Source organism: Mesorhizobium sp. SEMIA396 (assembly GCF_024518615.1).
Taxonomy (GTDB): domain Bacteria; phylum Pseudomonadota; class Alphaproteobacteria; order Rhizobiales; family Rhizobiaceae; genus Mesorhizobium.
This window is the reverse complement of the sequence record NZ_JANIFC010000003.1, coordinates 116467-132245: the sequence shown is the minus strand read 5'-3', so window position 1 is coordinate 132245 and position 15779 is coordinate 116467. Positions and strand designations below refer to the sequence as shown.

Annotated in this window: 16 protein-coding genes; 9 read left to right on the top strand and 7 right to left on the bottom strand. The window is 62.5% G+C overall.

The window, feature by feature from the left end:
* Positions 1–63: 63 nt before the first annotated feature.
* The gene (trpB, locus tag NP503_RS10080; protein WP_127269345.1) at positions 64–1284 is read right to left on the bottom strand and encodes a tryptophan synthase subunit beta; all 1221 of its coding nucleotides are present in this window, start codon (positions 1282–1284) and stop codon (positions 64–66) included.
* A gap of 92 nt (positions 1285–1376) precedes the next feature.
* Positions 1377–2036, bottom strand: coding sequence for a phosphoribosylanthranilate isomerase (locus NP503_RS10075; RefSeq protein ID WP_127269344.1), 660 nt, complete (start codon positions 2034–2036; stop codon positions 1377–1379).
* Between the two features lie 112 nt (positions 2037–2148).
* On the opposite strand from NP503_RS10075, the gene NP503_RS10070 reads away from it, so the two are divergent.
* On the top strand, positions 2149–2367 hold the full coding sequence (locus tag NP503_RS10070) for a hypothetical protein (protein ID WP_127269343.1): 219 nt from the start codon (positions 2149–2151) through the stop codon (positions 2365–2367).
* Positions 2368–2372: 5 nt separating this feature from the next.
* Here the strand turns inward: NP503_RS10070 and NP503_RS10065 are convergent, their stop codons facing one another.
* The 4 genes from NP503_RS10065 to NP503_RS10050 form a co-directional block, all read right to left on the bottom strand.
* Positions 2373–3131, bottom strand: a complete 759-nt coding sequence (locus NP503_RS10065) for a M48 family metallopeptidase (RefSeq protein WP_127270177.1) — start codon at positions 3129–3131, stop codon at positions 2373–2375.
* A gap of 100 nt (positions 3132–3231) precedes the next feature.
* Positions 3232–3714: a DUF2852 domain-containing protein gene (locus tag NP503_RS10060; RefSeq protein WP_127266800.1), complete on the bottom strand. Its 483-nt coding sequence runs from the start codon at positions 3712–3714 to the stop codon at positions 3232–3234.
* A 118-nt stretch (positions 3715–3832) separates the two neighbouring features.
* Complete coding sequence (locus NP503_RS10055) at positions 3833–4975, bottom strand: benzoate/H(+) symporter BenE family transporter (RefSeq protein ID WP_127266801.1); 1143 nt, start codon at positions 4973–4975, stop codon at positions 3833–3835.
* Positions 4975–5745, bottom strand: a complete 771-nt coding sequence (locus NP503_RS10050; RefSeq protein ID WP_127266802.1) for a carboxylesterase — start codon at positions 5743–5745, stop codon at positions 4975–4977. Before NP503_RS10050 ends, NP503_RS10055 begins: the two co-directional genes overlap by 1 nt.
* A 205-nt stretch (positions 5746–5950) precedes the next feature.
* Here NP503_RS10050 and infC point away from each other — a divergent pair, with 205 nt between their 5' ends.
* The 8 genes from infC to pheT all read left to right on the top strand — a co-directional run bounded on the left by infC (position 5951) and on the right by pheT (position 13025).
* Positions 5951–6487: a translation initiation factor IF-3 gene (infC, locus tag NP503_RS10045; RefSeq protein WP_013528312.1), complete on the top strand. Its 537-nt coding sequence runs from the start codon at positions 5951–5953 to the stop codon at positions 6485–6487.
* A 128-nt stretch (positions 6488–6615) separates the two neighbouring features.
* Positions 6616–7242 (top strand): isoprenylcysteine carboxylmethyltransferase family protein, encoded by a 627-nt coding sequence (locus tag NP503_RS10040; protein ID WP_127266803.1) that lies wholly within the window; start codon positions 6616–6618, stop codon positions 7240–7242.
* Between the two features lie 142 nt (positions 7243–7384).
* Positions 7385–8029 carry an isoprenylcysteine carboxylmethyltransferase family protein gene (locus NP503_RS10035; protein ID WP_127266804.1) on the top strand — a complete coding sequence of 215 codons (645 nt, stop codon included), beginning with the start codon at positions 7385–7387 and terminating at the stop codon, positions 8027–8029.
* A 182-nt stretch (positions 8030–8211) separates the two neighbouring features.
* The gene (gene rpmI, locus NP503_RS10030; protein ID WP_006201248.1) at positions 8212–8415 is read left to right on the top strand and encodes a 50S ribosomal protein L35; all 204 of its coding nucleotides are present in this window, start codon (positions 8212–8214) and stop codon (positions 8413–8415) included.
* A 145-nt stretch (positions 8416–8560) separates the two neighbouring features.
* Positions 8561–8962, top strand: coding sequence for a 50S ribosomal protein L20 (gene rplT / locus NP503_RS10025; RefSeq protein WP_013528310.1), 402 nt, complete (start codon positions 8561–8563; stop codon positions 8960–8962).
* 141 nt (positions 8963–9103) lie between these two features.
* On the top strand, positions 9104–10201 hold the full coding sequence (gene pheS, locus NP503_RS10020) for a phenylalanine--tRNA ligase subunit alpha (protein WP_127266805.1): 1098 nt from the start codon (positions 9104–9106) through the stop codon (positions 10199–10201).
* A complete protein-coding gene (locus tag NP503_RS10015; RefSeq protein WP_127266806.1) occupies positions 10198–10620 on the top strand; it encodes a GFA family protein in 423 nt (140 codons plus the stop codon). Before pheS ends, NP503_RS10015 begins: the two co-directional genes overlap by 4 nt.
* Complete coding sequence (pheT, locus tag NP503_RS10010) at positions 10617–13025, top strand: phenylalanine--tRNA ligase subunit beta (RefSeq protein ID WP_127266807.1); 2409 nt, start codon at positions 10617–10619, stop codon at positions 13023–13025. Before NP503_RS10015 ends, pheT begins: the two co-directional genes overlap by 4 nt.
* Before the next feature lie 78 nt (positions 13026–13103).
* Here pheT and NP503_RS10005 read toward each other — a convergent pair whose 3' ends face one another.
* Entirely contained in the window at positions 13104–15584 is a 2481-nt protein-coding gene (locus tag NP503_RS10005; RefSeq protein WP_164748778.1) for an autotransporter domain-containing protein, read from the bottom strand.
* Positions 15585–15779: the final 195 nt, after the last annotated feature.

Genomic DNA, 15779 nt, shown 5'->3' with positions numbered 1-15779 from the left:
GTCTGGCCCTTTGGACGAATTTTGCTCATAATCAACTCCCAAATCGAAACTGTCCAAAGGGGCCTAGATCTCCATACCCAGCATCGAGGCCACCGTATGCACGTCCTTGTCGCCACGGCCGGACAGGTTGACGATGACGATCTGGTCCTTGTCCATGGCGGGCACGATCTTCACCGCATGCGCAATGGCATGCGCGGATTCCAGCGCCGGGATGATGCCTTCGACGCGCGTCGTCAGCTTGAAGGCCTCGAGCGCCTCGTCGTCGAGGATCGGCACGTATTCGACGCGGCCTGAATCGCGCAGCCAGGAATGCTCGGGGCCGACGCCGGGATAATCGAGACCGGCCGAGATAGAATGGCCGTCCATGATCTGTCCGTCGGCGTTCTGCAGGAGATAGGTGCGGTTGCCATGCAGCACGCCCGGCGCGCCGGCATTCATCGAGGCGCAATGCTCGATGCCGTCAAGGCCGCGTCCGCCGGCCTCGATGCCGATGATGCGGACCTCTTTGTCGTCGAGGAAGGGATGGAACAGGCCGATGGCGTTCGAACCACCGCCGACAGCGGCGATGATGGTGTCCGGCAGTCGGCCTTCCTGCTCTAGGATCTGCGCCCGCGCTTCGGTGCCGATTACCGACTGGAAGTCGCGCACCAGCTCCGGATAGGGATGCGGGCCGGCGGCGGTGCCGATCAGGTAATAGGTGTCCTCGACATTGGTCACCCAGTCGCGCAACGCCTCGTTCATGGCGTCCTTCAGCGTGCCGTGACCAGCGGTCACCGGGCGCACTTCGGCGCCGAGCAGCTTCATGCGGAAGACATTGGGGCTTTGCCGGGCGACGTCGGTGGCGCCCATATAGACGACGCAGGGGAAGCCGAAGCGGGCCGCGACCGTGGCCGATGCCACGCCATGCTGGCCGGCGCCGGTCTCGGCGATGATGCGCTTCTTGCCCATGCGCTTGGCCAGCAGGATCTGGCCGAGGCAGTTGTTGATCTTGTGCGAACCGGTGTGGTTCAAATCCTCGCGCTTGAAATAGACCTTTGCGCCGCCGAGATGCTTCGTGAGGCCTTCGGCGAAATAGAGCTTCGAGGGTCGCCCGGCATAATGGGTCGACAGGTCAGTCAGCTCGGCCCTGAAATTCGCATCGTTCTTGACCTCGTTCCAGTGCTGCTCCAGATCGAGGATCAGCGGCATCAGCGTTTCGGCAACGAAACGACCGCCGAAAATGCCGAACATGCCCTGTTCATCGGGTCCGGTGCGGAAGGAATTGGGTGTCGCCGGCTTGTTCATCGCCGATCTCCTGGCATCTTGACTTATGAAGCATGTCCTTGTCGGAAAACCGGTTCCCACTTTTCCGGGACATGCTCTGGTTTAAGGCACTACTAGGCTGCGCGGGTGTTCCGCGCGGTCCTGACGGCCCGGAAAAACTGTTCGATCAGCGCCGGATCCTTGACGCCCGGTGCGCTTTCCACGCCTGAGGAAATGTCTATTCCGGGCGGGTCGGCAAGCCGAAGGGCATCGCCGATATTGGCGGCGTTGAGCCCACCGGAAAGCATGTAATCGACGCCGCCGTCAAGGCCGACAAGAATGCGCCAGTCGAAGGCAACACCATTGCCGCCCGGCAGTTCTGAGCCTTTCGGCGGCTTGGCGTCGAACAGGAACCGGTCTGATATGCCGATGAATGGCTTTATCCGTTCGAGATCGGCAGCCTCGCTGAGCGGCAGCGCCTTCATCACCGGCAAACCATAACGGGCTTTGACCTCGGCGACGCGCTCGGGCGTTTCCGCGCCATGCAGTTGCAGCATGTCGGGCTGCATTTGGGCAAGGATTTCATCCAGGAAAGCGTCGCTGGCATCGACGATGACAGCAACCGCCATCGCCTTGCCGCGCGCCGCCTCGCGCAGGCGGCCAGCCTCGGCGGGTTCGACATAGCGTGGGCTTTTGGCGAAGAAGATAAACCCGACATGGCTGGCGCCGCCGGCCAGCGCCGCGGCCATTGCCGCGTCGGTCTTCAAGCCGCAGATCTTGATGTCGAGTGCCATGGCGCGGGAATTGGCATGAAAAGCGAAAAGAGTCGAGAAAAAGCATGCTGTTTGCCGGCGCGGCCAAAGGCGCTACCTATGGATGAACAGGACACACTGCGGGAGCATGACCATGACCGACAGGACAATTGCCGAACTCAGGCAGAAGATCGCGCAGGCGCGCGAGGTCATCGCGCACCTGATCGACAAGGCCGCCTTCGACGGCGCCGAGGCGCACCGCGCGCTCGACTATTTTGGCAGCGATGAATTCGACGGCAATTTCCTGCCGTGGCCGCATCATGGCGATGAGGGGCTACGGCCTGAGGACTTGAACGCCGCCAACGACGACTGAGCGATCTACTCGAACATGATCGCCTGCAGCGCACCGCCATTGCGCTTCAGCCAGTCCTTGCAGCGATCGGTGTCGGGGCAGAGCTTTTCGCACAATTTCCAGAATTTCGGACCGTGGTTCATCTCCTTGAGATGCGCCACTTCATGCGCGACGAGGTAGTTGATGACCGGCGACGGCGCCATCATGATGCGCCAGGAAAAGGACAGATTGCCTTCGGAGGTGCATGACCCCCAGCGGCTTGATGTGTCCTTGAAGCGGATAGCCTTGGCGCGCTTGCCGAGCGCCTCGGTGTGTTTGGCCACCAGCTTCTCGATTTCCTTCTTGGCCTCGCGCTTGAGGAAATCGGCGAGGCGGCGCGGCAGATGTATGCGGTCGCCATGCACGATCAAGAGCGGACCACGTTCGTCGCGCGACACGGTGACGGTGCCGCGCTTTGACGGTTCATGGACGATGCGGTGCGGCACGCCGCGCAGCGGGATCCTGATGCCGGGCCGCACCTGCGGCCGCGTCGGCACCTTGGCCAGTCGCTGCTCCAGCCAGTCCTGGTGCCGCTCGAGGAACCTGTCCACTTCGCCGCGGCGCAGGCCTGGCGGCACGGTTATGCGTAGACCCTGGCCGCCTGAATCGATGCGCAGCGTCATTCGGCGCGCCCTGGCGCTCTCGACGATCTTAAGCGGCAGCGTGCGGCCGGCGACGCAATATTCGCGCTCCACGACAGGCGTGGGCTTGGGCTTTGTCAGATTGCGAAAGAAGCCGAGAGTCATGGCGGGACGATACGCGATTCGAGAAAAACGACTAGAACAAAAAAGAAACGGCGCCGCTCGCGCGACGCCGTTTTTTCACGATGTGGCCAGTCGCTTGGCCTCAGTCGTCAAGCAGGTTCGAGCCCTTGCCACGCTTGGTGGTCGTCGTTCCGGTGCTTGGATCGGTCTTCGTCGGAGCCGTCGACTTGTTGCGGTTGGCCATGAACCGGTCGAACTCGTCCTGGTCCTTGGCGCGGCGCAATTCGCGGGCATACTCGTCGAACTGGGTCAGCATCTCGTCGAGCTTGCGGCGCTCTTCGTTCAGCCGCTCAAGTTCCTTTTCGCGCCAGTCGTCGAAAGCGACGTTGCCGGTGCGGGCGGAGCCATTGCCCCAGCGCGCGGCCTTGTCGGAACCGCGGCGGCAGCCGGCGAAGATGCCGTCGGTCGCGCGGTTGACGTCACGCTTGAAGCCATCGAGGCGGTCGCCCCAGATGATGTAGGCGAGCATGGCGAAGCCGAGTGGCCAGAACACCATGAAACCTACAACCATCAACGCGATGGTTGCCGGCGTCCAGGCCGGACGGATCAATGCGGATGCGTTCATTTTCTCCCATTCCTTCGGTTGGAGACAGCCAAATCCGGGCTGCGTGGAATCGAAATGGGAAGAGAAAAACGGCGATTCAAGACAATGTCCGCCAAATCCGGACAAGCATCTGAAATGATTATCGCTTTTTGATCATATCGAGGAAAAGCACGACCAGCCCGGCAATCAGGCCCCAGAATGCGGCGCCAACGCCGAACAGCGTCAGACCCGACGCGGTGACGACAAAGGTGACGGTGGCGGCCATGCGATCCGCCTCTTCCTTCAGCGCGATAGACAGCGCGTTGGCGAGCGACGCCATCAGCGCCAGGCCTGCCACCAGCACGATCAGGCTCTGCGGCAGCACCGCGAAGATCGCCACCAGCGAAGCGCCGAAAATCGCAAAGATGAGATAGGCGAGCGCATAGAACGGCCCGGTCTTCCAGCGCTCGGCGGGATCGGGGTGGACGTCCGGTCCGGTGCAGATCGCCGCCGAGATCGCCGCCAGATTGGTCGTCGAGCCGCCGAACGGCGCCGACAGCAACGAAAACAGGCCCGTGACGCCGATCAGCGGGCCGGGCTCCGGGTGATAGCCGGCGGCGCGCAGCACGGCGAGGCCGGACAGGTTTTGCGACGCCATGGTGACGAGGTAGAGCGGCAGTGCCAGGCCGATCACCGCCTTGGTGGTGAAGTCAGGCGCAATCAGCGTCAGCGTCGACAGTTCCGGTGTCGGCAGGCCACCGACACGGCCGGTGAGGAAAGCGGCGAGGCCACCGCCGATCAGAACCGCCAGCACCGACAGCGCCGGGTTGAACAGCCTGATAACGAAGAAGGCAGCGATCAGCGGCAGGATCAGCCACGGGTCGATTGGAATGGTTTTCACCGCATTGAGCGCGAAGGTGACGACGATGCCGGCCAGCATGCCCGAGGCAACGGAGGGCGGTATCCTCGAGATCAGCTTGGTCAGGGGCCGAAACAGCCCTGTGGCGATCAGAAGGACGCCGGTGACGATGAAGGCGGCGACGGCCTCGCTCATCGAAAAGCCGCTCGATGCCGCGATCAGCGCCAGGCCCGGCGTCGACCAGGCGGTGATGACAGGCATTTTCGTGCGCCATGACAGCCACAGGCTCTCGATCGCCATGGCCAGGCAGATCGTCGTCACCCAGCTTGCCGTCTCGATCTGCGTCGCACCGACTGCGGTGGCGGCGGCGATGACGATGGCCAGCGTGCCGCCGAAGCCGACGATCGCCGCGACGAAGGCGGATATCGGGATGGAAAGGCGCATCAGTTTCCCCTCTGCGCCATCGCATCGACAGCCCTAACCAGCATGTCGAGATCCTGCGGTCGCGACAGGCGATGGTCGCCGTCGGGGATCAGTGACAGTGTCACGTCGTCGGCGGGCAGCAGGCTGACCAGCTTCAGCGCATGGCTTGCCGGCACATCTGCATCGGCCAGGCCCTGCAGGATGTGCACCGGGCAATGGGTGTCGATCGGGCCTGTCATTGTCAGGTTGTCGCGCCCGTCCTCGATCAGCGCGCGGGTGTAGATGTAGGGTTCCGTGGAATAGTCCGACGGCTCTTCGAAGAACCCTTTTTTGGCGAGATCGCGCTTCTGCGCCTTGGTCAGCACCGGTTCGACCAGTTCGGCGGTGAAATCCGGGGCCGGCGCCAGCAGCACCAGGCCGGCGACGTTGCTATCGCCTGCCTTGCGCAATTCCTGCACCATGCGCAGCGCGATCCAGGCGCCCATCGAGGAGCCGACCAGGATCTGGCTGCCCCGGGTGAAATGCCGGAACACGGCAAGGCTTTGTGCAAGCCATGTCGAAATCGTGCCGTCGGCGAAGGCGCCGCCGGATTCGCCATGGCCGGAATAATCGTGGCGCAGGAAGGCTCGGCCCTCGCTTGCCGCCCAGTCCGACAGCGTCTGAGCTTTCGTGCCCAGCATGTCCGACTTGTAGCCGCCGAGCCAGACGATGCCTGGCGCAGAGCCAGCAGTATGGCGCACCGCGATGCGCGATCCATCTACATCCAGAAAGATTGGGGGCGTGGCAGTCATGGCTTTTCCTCAACGCCGGTCTTGTGACACGGACGGTGGCGTGGCGAAAAGTGCTCACGATGTTGTTTGTTTGGTGCAGAGCAGCGATCAGGGTGATTTTCTGTCAATGCTGTGCTATTGACTCCGCCCGCGCGCTCACCACATTGGCGCGTCCATGCATCAACACTGACAGACCCTGAACGAAACGGCCAAGGAGACCACGACCATTCGCAGACCTTTCAAAGCAGCGGCGCCGACCAAGGATGGCCCGCGCTCCAACCGTGACATCCGGGTTCCCCGGGTCCAGCTTATCGACGCCGAAGGCCAGAACCGCGGCGATGTTTCCATCAACGACGCATTGCTGCTCGCCGAAGAGGCTGGGCTCGATCTCGTCGAGATATCGCCCAATGCGGTGCCCCCCGTCGTCAAGATACTCGATCTCGGCAAACTGAAATACGCCAACCAGAAGAAGGCGGCCGAGGCGCGCAAGAACCAGAAGGTCATCGAGATCAAGGAGATCAAGATGCGCCCGAACATCGACAGCCATGACTACGAGACCAAGATGAAGGCGGTTCGCCGCTTCTTCGAGGAAGGCGACAAGGTCAAGCTGACGCTGCGCTTCCGTGGCCGCGAGATGGCGCATATGGAACTCGGCATGCAGCTTCTGAACAAGGTCCGCGAGGAAGTGGCGACGATCGCCAAGGTCGAGGCGGAACCGAAGCTCGAAGGCCGCCAGATGATGATGGTGCTGTCGCCGCGCTAGAGCGATCCCCGTCAAAAGCAAAGGCCGCTTCGGCGGCCTTTTGTTTGTTTTGTCTTCGCCATGATTTCTCCGCAAGTTGCATCGACAAGGATTCTGGTTGCCGGTCCTCGCGGCAAAAGGATTCTGCCATGACCGCTGCGGCACGTTCTACGAGTGAAATGGGTCGCTATCAGCGGCGCCGGCGCGTCCTGCTGGCGCTGCTAATCGGTGCTTTTTGCGCTTTGCTGATCTTCGGCGGCTCCCCGCACGATGAACTAACCCACGAACGCATAGAGGCGCACGGGATCGCCCTGATACTGATCGGGATCGGCGGCCGGCTCTGGTCGATCCTCTATATCGGCGGCCGCAAGTCGGCCGAAGTGGTTGCAACCGGCCCATATTCGGTGATGCGCAACCCGCTGTATTTTTTCTCCACCGTAGCAGCCGTCGGCATCGGCACCCAGACCGGCAGCGCGATCGTCGCGGTAGCGTCGGCGGTTTTGTGCGCGGCCGCGTTCCACATCGTCACGCTGCGCGAGGAACGGCATTTGACGACCGTGCTCGGGGCGCCGTACAAGGACTACGTCGCACGGGTGCCGCGCTTTTTTCCCAATCCCCGACTTTATCGCGATCAGGCCGAGGTCACCTTCACACCGCGCATCTTCAATCACACGCTGCGCGACAGCTTGATGTTTCTGGTTTCCATACCGTTTTTCGAACTCATCGAGTCCGGACAGGAAAGCGGTGTAATTCCCGTCCTCTTCTGGCTGTATTGAGCGGCGGTAGGCAGTCAAAAAAGGCGACGTGCATTAAATCCGCCTGAATTATCCTGCAAGTCATCCCAACGATCGGCGAGGCCCTGTTTTCTTGGCCAGAAGCTGCGATCGCCGGCAAATTTTTCGACGATCGGATTCCGCCATGGTCAATGAAATCAAGTCTGCGCCCGTCGAGGCACACGGGCTGGGCGGCTATCAGCATATGCGCCGCATGGTGCTTGCGGTGCTGGTGGTGGTGCTGTTTCTGGCACTGCTGTTCGGCCAATCAAGTTTTCCGCCTGAAACCTGGGTGCATGAGTCGATCGAAATGTTCGGCGTGCTGCTGATTTTCCTCGGCATCGTCGGGCGCCTTTGGGCGACGCTCTACATAGGCGGGCGCAAATCTTCCGAGGTGGTGACCGGTGGGCCCTACTCGATAACCCGCAACCCGCTCTATGTGTTCTCGACCGTAGCCGCGGCCGGCGTCGGTGCGCAGATCGGCTCGTTCTCCGGCATCATTCTCTTTGCGCTGCTGTGCGCGGGTGCCTTCCACATCGTCATCCTGCGCGAAGAGAAGTTCCTCAAGGAAGCGCTCGGCGCGCCGTACCAGGCCTATCTGGAGAAGGTGCCGCGCTTCTTCCCGAAGCTGTCGCTCTACCAGGAGGGCGATACGGGCAGCTTCAAGCCCCGCCTGCTGCTGACCACGCTGCTCGACGGCCTGGTGTTTCTCATCGCCCTGCCGGCCTTCGAATTGATAGACGGAGCCCAGCTGTCAGGCATGTTGCCGGTCTGGTTCACGCTGCCCTGACCAAGGACACAGCGCCGCATCTCCACAGGTGTTGCGCGCGGGCCGTCTTTAACGTATAGGACCGCCGTTCAAGAAAACCGCCCGGCAGGGCATGCCGTGGCGGTTTCATTTGCTTTTCGGGCTTTGGTCGGCCCGAAGCGAACAAGAAGCGCGATAGTGCGCCAACAATACGGAGTAGCAAAATGCCCAAGATGAAGACCAAATCGGCCGCCAAGAAGCGGTTCAAGATCACAGGTACGGGTAAAGTCCTGTCGGCTGCTGCCGGCAAGCGTCACGGCATGATCAAGCGTTCCAACAAGTTCATTCGAAATGCCCGCGGCACGATGGTTCTGGCTGAACCGGATGGCAAGAAGGTCATCAAGAATTTTCTGCCGAACGGCCTCTAAGGCGTGATGCCAAAAAGTTGCAGACTTTTTGGATAACATCCCGCTCAAATAAGGCATTCGGTCTGGACACGCATTTGTTTTACGCAATTCCGAACGGAAAACCGCAAGGCACTTTTCCTGGAATTGCTTTTAAGGAGATCATGACATGGCACGCGTAAAAAGAGGCGTCACCTCGCACGCCAAGCACAAGAAGGTCCTGAAAGCCGCGAAAGGCTTCTACGGCCGCCGCAAGAACACCATCCGCATCGCCAAGCAGGCGGTGGAAAAGTCGCTGCAGTACGCTTACCGCGACCGCAAGAACCGCAAGCGCTCGTTCCGCGCGCTGTGGATCCAGCGCATCAACGCCGCGACGCACGAGCATGGCCTGACCTATGGCCGTTTCATCGACGGCCTCAACAAGTCGGGCATCGAGATCGATCGCAAGATCCTGTCGGACATGGCCATCCATGAGCCGCAGGCTTTCGCAGCCCTGGTCGCCAAGGCCAAGGTGGCGCTCGAATATCTGAAGAACACCACGCCGAACGCTTTTGAAAGCGCTGTCGCCTAAGACCAGCGCTTCCCAAGCATTCGCAATTCTGATTTGGGGAACCCGCGCTGGCACGGCTGGCGCGGGTTTTTCTTTTGCCTGAACTTCAACTTAAAAGTGACTTTCACTTAGAGCTGATTTCCAACGTAGCGAGTTTTGACCGTGAACGACGCAACCACTGGCCTGGATACGCTTGAAAACTCACTTCTGGCCGAAATCGCCTCGGCCGCCGATGAGCCGGCCATCGAGGCCGTGCGCATCGCTGCTTTCGGCAAGAAGGGCGCCGTGTCCGAGATGCTGAAGACCCTTGGCGCCATGACCGCCGAGGAGCGTCAGGTCAAAGGCCCCGCAATCAACGGACTCAAGAACCGCGTCACAGATGCGCTGACGGCGCGCAAGGCCGAGTTGAAAGATGTGGCGATCACCGTGCGCCTCGCCGCCGAAAAGGTCGATGTGACGCTGCCGGTGCGGCAGTCGCCGGCTGAGCGCGGCCGTATACACCCGATCAGCCAGGTCATCGACGAGATTGCGGCGATCTTCGGCGACCTCGGATTTTCCATCGCCGAAGGTCCCGATATCGAGACCGATTACTACAATTTCACCGCGCTGAATTTCCCAGAAGGCCATCCGGCGCGCGAGATGCACGACACCTTCTTCTTCCAGCCGGACGAGAAGGGCGAGCGCAAGCTTCTGCGCACCCACACTTCGCCGGTGCAGATCCGCACCATGGAGACGAAGAAGCCGCCGATCCGCATCGTCATTCCGGGCAAGACCTACCGGCAGGATTCGGATGCCACCCACTCGCCGATGTTCCATCAGGTCGAGGGGCTGGTGATCGACAAGACGGCCAACGTCGCCAACATGAAGTGGGTGCTGGAGGAGTTCTGCAAGGCCTTCTTCGAGGTGCCGCAGGTCAAGATGCGCTTCCGGCCGTCCTTCTTCCCGTTCACCGAACCGAGCCTCGAGGTCGATATCCAGTGTGACCGCTCCAGGCCCGGCGAAGTGCGCTTCGGCGAAGGCTCCGACTGGATGGAGATCCTCGGCTGCGGCATGGTGCACCCCAACGTGCTGCGCCATGGCGGGCTCGATCCGGACGAATATCAGGGCTTTGCCTGGGGGATGGGCATAGACCGTATCGCCATGCTGAAATACGGCATGCCGGACCTGCGCGCCTTCTTCGATGCCGACGTGCGCTGGCTGTCGCATTACGGGTTCAGGCCGCTCGACATGCCGACGCTGTTCGGAGGCCTGAGCGCATGACAGCGCCCTATGCCGGCGGCTGCCGCTGCGGCGCCGTGCGGTTCGAGGCATCAGTCGAACCGCATCACGTCAGCTATTGCCATTGCGGCGATTGCCGGCGGGCCAGCGGCGCGCCGATGTCGGCCTTTGTCGGCTTCCTGGTCGATCAGGTCGCGTTCACCGGCAAGGCGCTGAAGATGTATGAGAACGGCCCGGTGACGCGCTCCTTCTGCGGCACCTGCGGCTCACCCATCGCCTATGTCGACGAGCGGCTGGAGGACGACATCTACTTCATGCTCGGCGCCATGGATGCGCCGGCCGATTTTGAGCCGACGCAGCATGCCTATGTCAGCGAACAGCTTGCCTTCCTGCATATATCCGACGACCTGCCGAGACATCTGAAAACAAGCGTCAAAAGACCAGACGGAACAGTCCCATGAAATTCACCCTCTCCTGGCTCAAGGACCACCTAGAGACCGACGCCACGCTTGACGAGATCGTCGAGCGGCTGACCTCGATCGGCCTCGAAGTCGAGCATGTCGACGACAAGTCGAGCCTGAAACCCTTCGTCATAGCCAGGGTGTTGACGGCGGTGCAGCACCCCGATGCCGACCGGCTGCGCGTGCTGACCGTCGATACGGGCAACGGCAAGCCACCCGTGCAGGTCGTCTGCGGCGCGCCCAATGCGCGGGCCGGCCTGATCGGCGCCTTTGCCGCGCCCGGCACCTATGTGCCCGGCATCGACGTGACGCTGACGGTCGGCAAGATCAGGGGGGTCGAAAGCCATGGCATGATGTGTTCCGAGCGCGAGCTGGAACTGTCCGACGAGCACAACGGCATCATCGACCTGCCTGAGGATGCGCCTGTCGGCACCAGCTTCGCTGCCTATGCGCACATCGACGATCCGGTCATCGAGATCAATTTGACGCCGAACCGGCCGGATGCGACCAGCGTCTACGGCATCGCCAGGGATCTGGCGGCGAGCGGGCTTGGCCGCCTCGTCGGCGGCGCCATCATGCCGCATGTCGGCAACGGCATGTGTCCGGTCAAGGTAACGATCGAAGCGCCGGAGCTCTGTCCCGGCTTCGCGCTCAGGCTGGTCAAGGGCGTCAAGAATGGGCCGTCGCCAAAATGGCTGCAGCAGCGGCTGATCGCCATCGGGCTGAGGCCGATCAGCGCGCTGGTCGACATCACCAATTACGTCACCTTCGACCGCGGCCGCCCGCTGCATGTGTTCGACGCCAGCAAGGTTGCCGGCAATCTCGTCGTGCGCCGCGCGCGCGATGGTGAAAAGGTGCAGGCGCTCGATGGCCGCGAATACACGCTGACGCCGGAAATGTGCGTCATCGCGGATGACAACGGCGTCGAGTCCATCGCCGGCATCATGGGCGGCGAGCATTCGGGCTGCGACGAGAACACATCAGATGTGCTGATCGAATCCGCCCTTTGGGATCCGATCACCACGGCGCGCACCGGCCGCACGCTCGGCATCATCACCGACGCGCGTTACCGTTTCGAGCGCGGGGTGGACCCCGAATTCATGGTTCCCGGCGTCGAGCTGGCAACGAAACTGGTGCTCGATTTCTGCGGCGGCACGCCGACCGAAATGGAAGTCGTCGGTTATGCCGGCCACAAGTCGAAGATCGTTTCCTTCCCGCTTTCGGAAGTGAAGAGGCTGACCGGCATCGAGGTTCCCAAGGCGGAAAGCCTCGACATCCTGTCGCGCCTCGGCTTCAAGCCGGAGGGATCGGGCGATGTGGTCAATGTCGCCGTGCCGTCCTGGCGCCCCGACGTCGACGGCAAGGCAGACCTGGTCGAGGAAGTCATGCGCATCCATGGTGTCGACAACATCGCACCGCAGCCGCTCGGTGCGCATGACGCGGTCAATGCAAGGATCCTCACCACGCTGCAGGTCCGTACCCGCACCGCCAAGCGCGCGCTTGCCGTGCGCGGCATGATGGAAGCCGTCACCTGGTCGTTCATTCCGGCCAAGCACGCCGAGCTGTTCGGCGGCGGCCAGACCGCGCTGAAGCTCGCCAACCCGATCGCCGCCGACATGTCCGACATGCGGCCGTCGCTGCTGCCGGGCCTGATTGCTGCTGCCCAGCGCAATGCCGACAAGGGCATCGGCGACGTGGCGCTGTTCGAAGTCTCGGGCACCTATGAGGGCGACGGCGCCGACCAGCAGCGGCGCGTGGCCGCCGGCGTGCGCCGCGGCACCGCCAAGCTCGACGGCTCAGGCCGCAACTGGGCCGGCAATTCGGGTGCGGTCGGCGTGTTCGACGCCAAGGCCGACGCGATCGCCGCACTGGAAGCCTGCGGTGCGCCTGTCGACCGGCTGCAGATCGAGGCCGGCGGCCCGGCCTGGTATCATCCCGGCCGTTCCGGCACGATCAAGCTCGGTCCGAAAACCGTGCTCGGCACCTTCGGCGAATTCCACCCGAAGACGCTGGAAGGCCTCGATGTTTCCGGCCCGCTGTGCGGCTTCGAAGTGTTTGTCGATGCCGTGCCCGAGCCGAAGGCCAAGCCGACGAAAACCAAGCCGAAACTGGAACTGTCCCCCTTCCAGGCGGTCAAGCGCGACTTCGCTTTCGTCGTCGACAAAACGGTCGAGGCCGGCACGCTGGTGCGCGCGGCGCTCGCCGCCGACAAGAAGCTCATCACCGCCGTCTCGGTCTTCGACATCTTCGAAGGCGCTTCGCTGGGCGAGGGCAAGAAATCGATCGCCATCGAAGTGTCGATCCAGCCGGTTGAAAAGACACTGACCGACGAGGATTTCGAGGCACTGGCCAAGCGTATCGTCGAGAATGTCGGCAAGCAGGCCGGTGGCGTTCTGAGGACGTAGCGCCCAAGGCGACTGAACTGTTAGCGATGGGGCTGCTCATCCGTCTACGGGACGGATAAGCAGCCGTTGCCGCAATGGTCAGAACCCGCCGCCGACCCTCAGGCCAAAGGCATGGCTGTAGCTGTCTTGAAAGCCGATTGTGCCGCGATAATCGAGCCCGATGGATAACCCTTGGTGCAGCAGCAGATCGGCGCCCAGGCCGATCATCACCTGGTCACTCGCCAAAGGCTGCGTCTGGAAGCCATAGACAAGGCCATCCGGACTATCCGCGTAGCGGATATCGACGTCGCTCGAGCCGGAGAATTCGTGAGTGTATTCAAACCGGAAGCGTGGTGTGAAGACGCCGAGGGCCACCGGCATGTCATAGCCGCCGGCAAGGCCAAGCGTGCCGCCGAGGCTGTCGACGCTCTGCTTGCCGAAGCTCAGCGAATAGATGCCTGCTCCGGTTTCGGTAAACGCGTCGAGGCTCGAAGAGGATGCCGTCAACCTGGCGAACGGAGTGAGTCGCAGCCCGCCGACGCTATGATCGAAACCGGCAGTCAGCGAGCCGAAAATCTGGTCGCCGTCACGCTGACCGTCGGCAAAGCCGCCAACACTTGTCACGAAGCGCTTCGAATCGAAGCTGAACGAACCGTAGCCGGCCAGGGCATCGAGAAACAGGTTTTCGGCCGGGCGATAGCTTGCATAGAGCGTCGCGCTGTAGGCCTCGCCGGAACTCTCGGTGCCATTGCCGCCAATGTCGCTGTCGTCGCTGGAGTAGCCGACGGCCAGACCGGCGACGAAACGGTCGTTGAAACGGTAGTCGATGCCGGTGGTCATGTTGATCGAAACGGAGTCCCGCTCCGCGCTATCATCAGGCGAACTATGGCCGAGATCGATGTGGCCGCCGGCCCACAAGCCGAAGCCCAGCTTTGCCGCTTCGCCCCCACAATCGGATCCGTCTGGAAAGTCGACGCTGGCGGCATTGCCATCGGCGCCTTGGCCAGACAGTTCGAGCCCATTCGCAAAGGCCTTGCGGCACGCCTCGCTTCGCAAAGCGCCCATGCGATGGTTGATATTGTCTGTCTGCCCGGCGGCGAATTGCTGCACCGCTTGCGCCTGGGCATTGAGCAGCCCGGCGACCTCCGGATCGTCGGAGGGGTCCGGCCGCGTGGTGACGGTGATGGTCACCGTGGCCGGATCGGAAACGCCGCCGGGGCCGGTCAGTGTGTACGTTACGATGACGGTGCCTGAAAACACCGGCGAGGACGCGAAGGTCAGTAGGTAGTTGGGCGCGCCGGACAGCGTCGCCGTGCCGCCCTCGGCGGGGGCGCTGGACATGATCGCCGCGGCGCTGAATGGTTCGCCGGTAGCACCCGGCGTCAACGGCAGCGAAGCTGACATGCCGGCAACGATCGTCATGGTCAGTGACGGCGCCGTCGGTCGGGGCGCCGCAGCGATGTCCAGCGTATACTCGCGCCTTGCCCTGTTCTCGGAGGTGTCGAACACATCGACGGCAAAGGCAAATGATCCGCTCTCGGTCGGCGTGCCGCCGAGTGTGCCATCGGTTGCGAGCGAAACGCCTTCGGGCAGATTTCCGATGATCCGCTGAAACGTGTAAGGCGCGCCCACACCGCCGGTTGCGGTCAGCATCTGGCTATAGGGCTGCCCAACCTGGCCATTGGGCAAAGCTGCCGGTGAAATTACGATGGGCGGGCCAGTGGTGATCGCAAGCGTGTAGTCGCGTTCGCCGTTGTTGCCGACATGGTCCGTCGCCCGAATCCTGAAACTGTAGACGCCGGGGACCGCTATGACCGGCCCGGAGAGGACGCCGGCACTGCTGAAGGCGACGGGCATGGAGCCCGAAACGATCGAGAACGTAAAGGGGCCGCCAGCACCACCCGAAGCCGTCAGCGCCTGGCTATAGGGCTGGCCAATCTGCGCGCCGGGCAAGGCAGCTGGTGAAATGACGACCGGGTTGTCCGCGATCACGATGGTGTAGTCGTGTTCGCCGCTGTTGCCGACATGGTCTGTCGCCCGGACCCTGAAACTGTAGACGCCGGGGGCGGCTATCACTGGCCCTGAGAGGACGCCGGCACTGCTGAAGGCGACGGGCATGGAGCCCGAAACGATCGAGAACGTGTAGGGACCGCCAGCGCCACCCGAAGCCGTCAGCGCCTGGTTATACGGCTGGCCAATCTGCCCGCCGGGCAACGCAGCAGGCGAAATCAAGACCGGGTTGTCCGCGATCACAATCGTGTAGTCGCGTGTGCCGGTGTTGCCGACCTGATCTGTCGCCAGGACTCTGAAATTATAGGTGCCGGGGGCGGCTATCACTGCCCCGGAGAGGACGCCGCCGCTGCTGAAGGAGACCGGCGTGACCCCCGAAGTGAGCGCGAACGTGTATGGCCCGCCAGCTCCGCCTGAAGCCATCAGCGTCCGATCATAGTGCTCACCAACTCTCCCATCCGGCAGCGTGGCCGGGGAAATCACGATCGGCTCCGCCGCAGCACTTGCATTGAGCGAGGCTGCGATCAGAACGCAGAAGGTCGCGGCAATCCAGAACCACTTCGCAGTCAATTTTGCCCTGTCGATCGGTCCTCTCGACGATGCTGCTGGCCAAACCGACGATATCTGCATGCCCAGGCTACCCCAGCCGGTGTGGAAAATTCCAATAGCAATCGTCCATGCCGGCAGATGGGCAGACGCGCATAGTCGTCAGATGACGAGGGTGGGGCTGTTTTAGGGCCAGGCCGAGCATCATGGTCCGGTCAC

Excerpts from the sequence above, each read along its gene's own strand:
- pheT (WP_127266807.1), top strand. The coding sequence starts at position 10,617 with ATGAAATTCACCCTCTCCTGGCTCAAGGACCACCTAGAGACCGACGCC.
- NP503_RS10040 (WP_127266803.1), top strand. The coding sequence starts at position 6,616 with ATGACCGCTGCGGCACGTTCTACGAGTGAAATGGGTCGCTATCAGCGG.
- NP503_RS10015 (WP_127266806.1), top strand. The coding sequence starts at position 10,198 with ATGACAGCGCCCTATGCCGGCGGCTGCCGCTGCGGCGCCGTGCGGTTC.
- NP503_RS10035 (WP_127266804.1), top strand. The coding sequence starts at position 7,385 with ATGGTCAATGAAATCAAGTCTGCGCCCGTCGAGGCACACGGGCTGGGC.
- NP503_RS10075 (WP_127269344.1), bottom strand. The coding sequence starts at position 2,036 with ATGGCACTCGACATCAAGATCTGCGGCTTGAAGACCGACGCGGCAATG.
- NP503_RS10070 (WP_127269343.1), top strand. The coding sequence starts at position 2,149 with ATGACCGACAGGACAATTGCCGAACTCAGGCAGAAGATCGCGCAGGCG.
- rpmI (WP_006201248.1), top strand. The coding sequence starts at position 8,212 with ATGCCCAAGATGAAGACCAAATCGGCCGCCAAGAAGCGGTTCAAGATC.
- rplT (WP_013528310.1), top strand. The coding sequence starts at position 8,561 with ATGGCACGCGTAAAAAGAGGCGTCACCTCGCACGCCAAGCACAAGAAG.
- trpB (WP_127269345.1), bottom strand. The coding sequence starts at position 1,284 with ATGAACAAGCCGGCGACACCCAATTCCTTCCGCACCGGACCCGATGAA.
- NP503_RS10060 (WP_127266800.1), bottom strand. The coding sequence starts at position 3,714 with ATGAACGCATCCGCATTGATCCGTCCGGCCTGGACGCCGGCAACCATC.
- NP503_RS10065 (WP_127270177.1), bottom strand. The coding sequence starts at position 3,131 with ATGACTCTCGGCTTCTTTCGCAATCTGACAAAGCCCAAGCCCACGCCT.
- NP503_RS10055 (WP_127266801.1), bottom strand. The coding sequence starts at position 4,975 with ATGCGCCTTTCCATCCCGATATCCGCCTTCGTCGCGGCGATCGTCGGC.
- NP503_RS10050 (WP_127266802.1), bottom strand. The coding sequence starts at position 5,745 with ATGACTGCCACGCCCCCAATCTTTCTGGATGTAGATGGATCGCGCATC.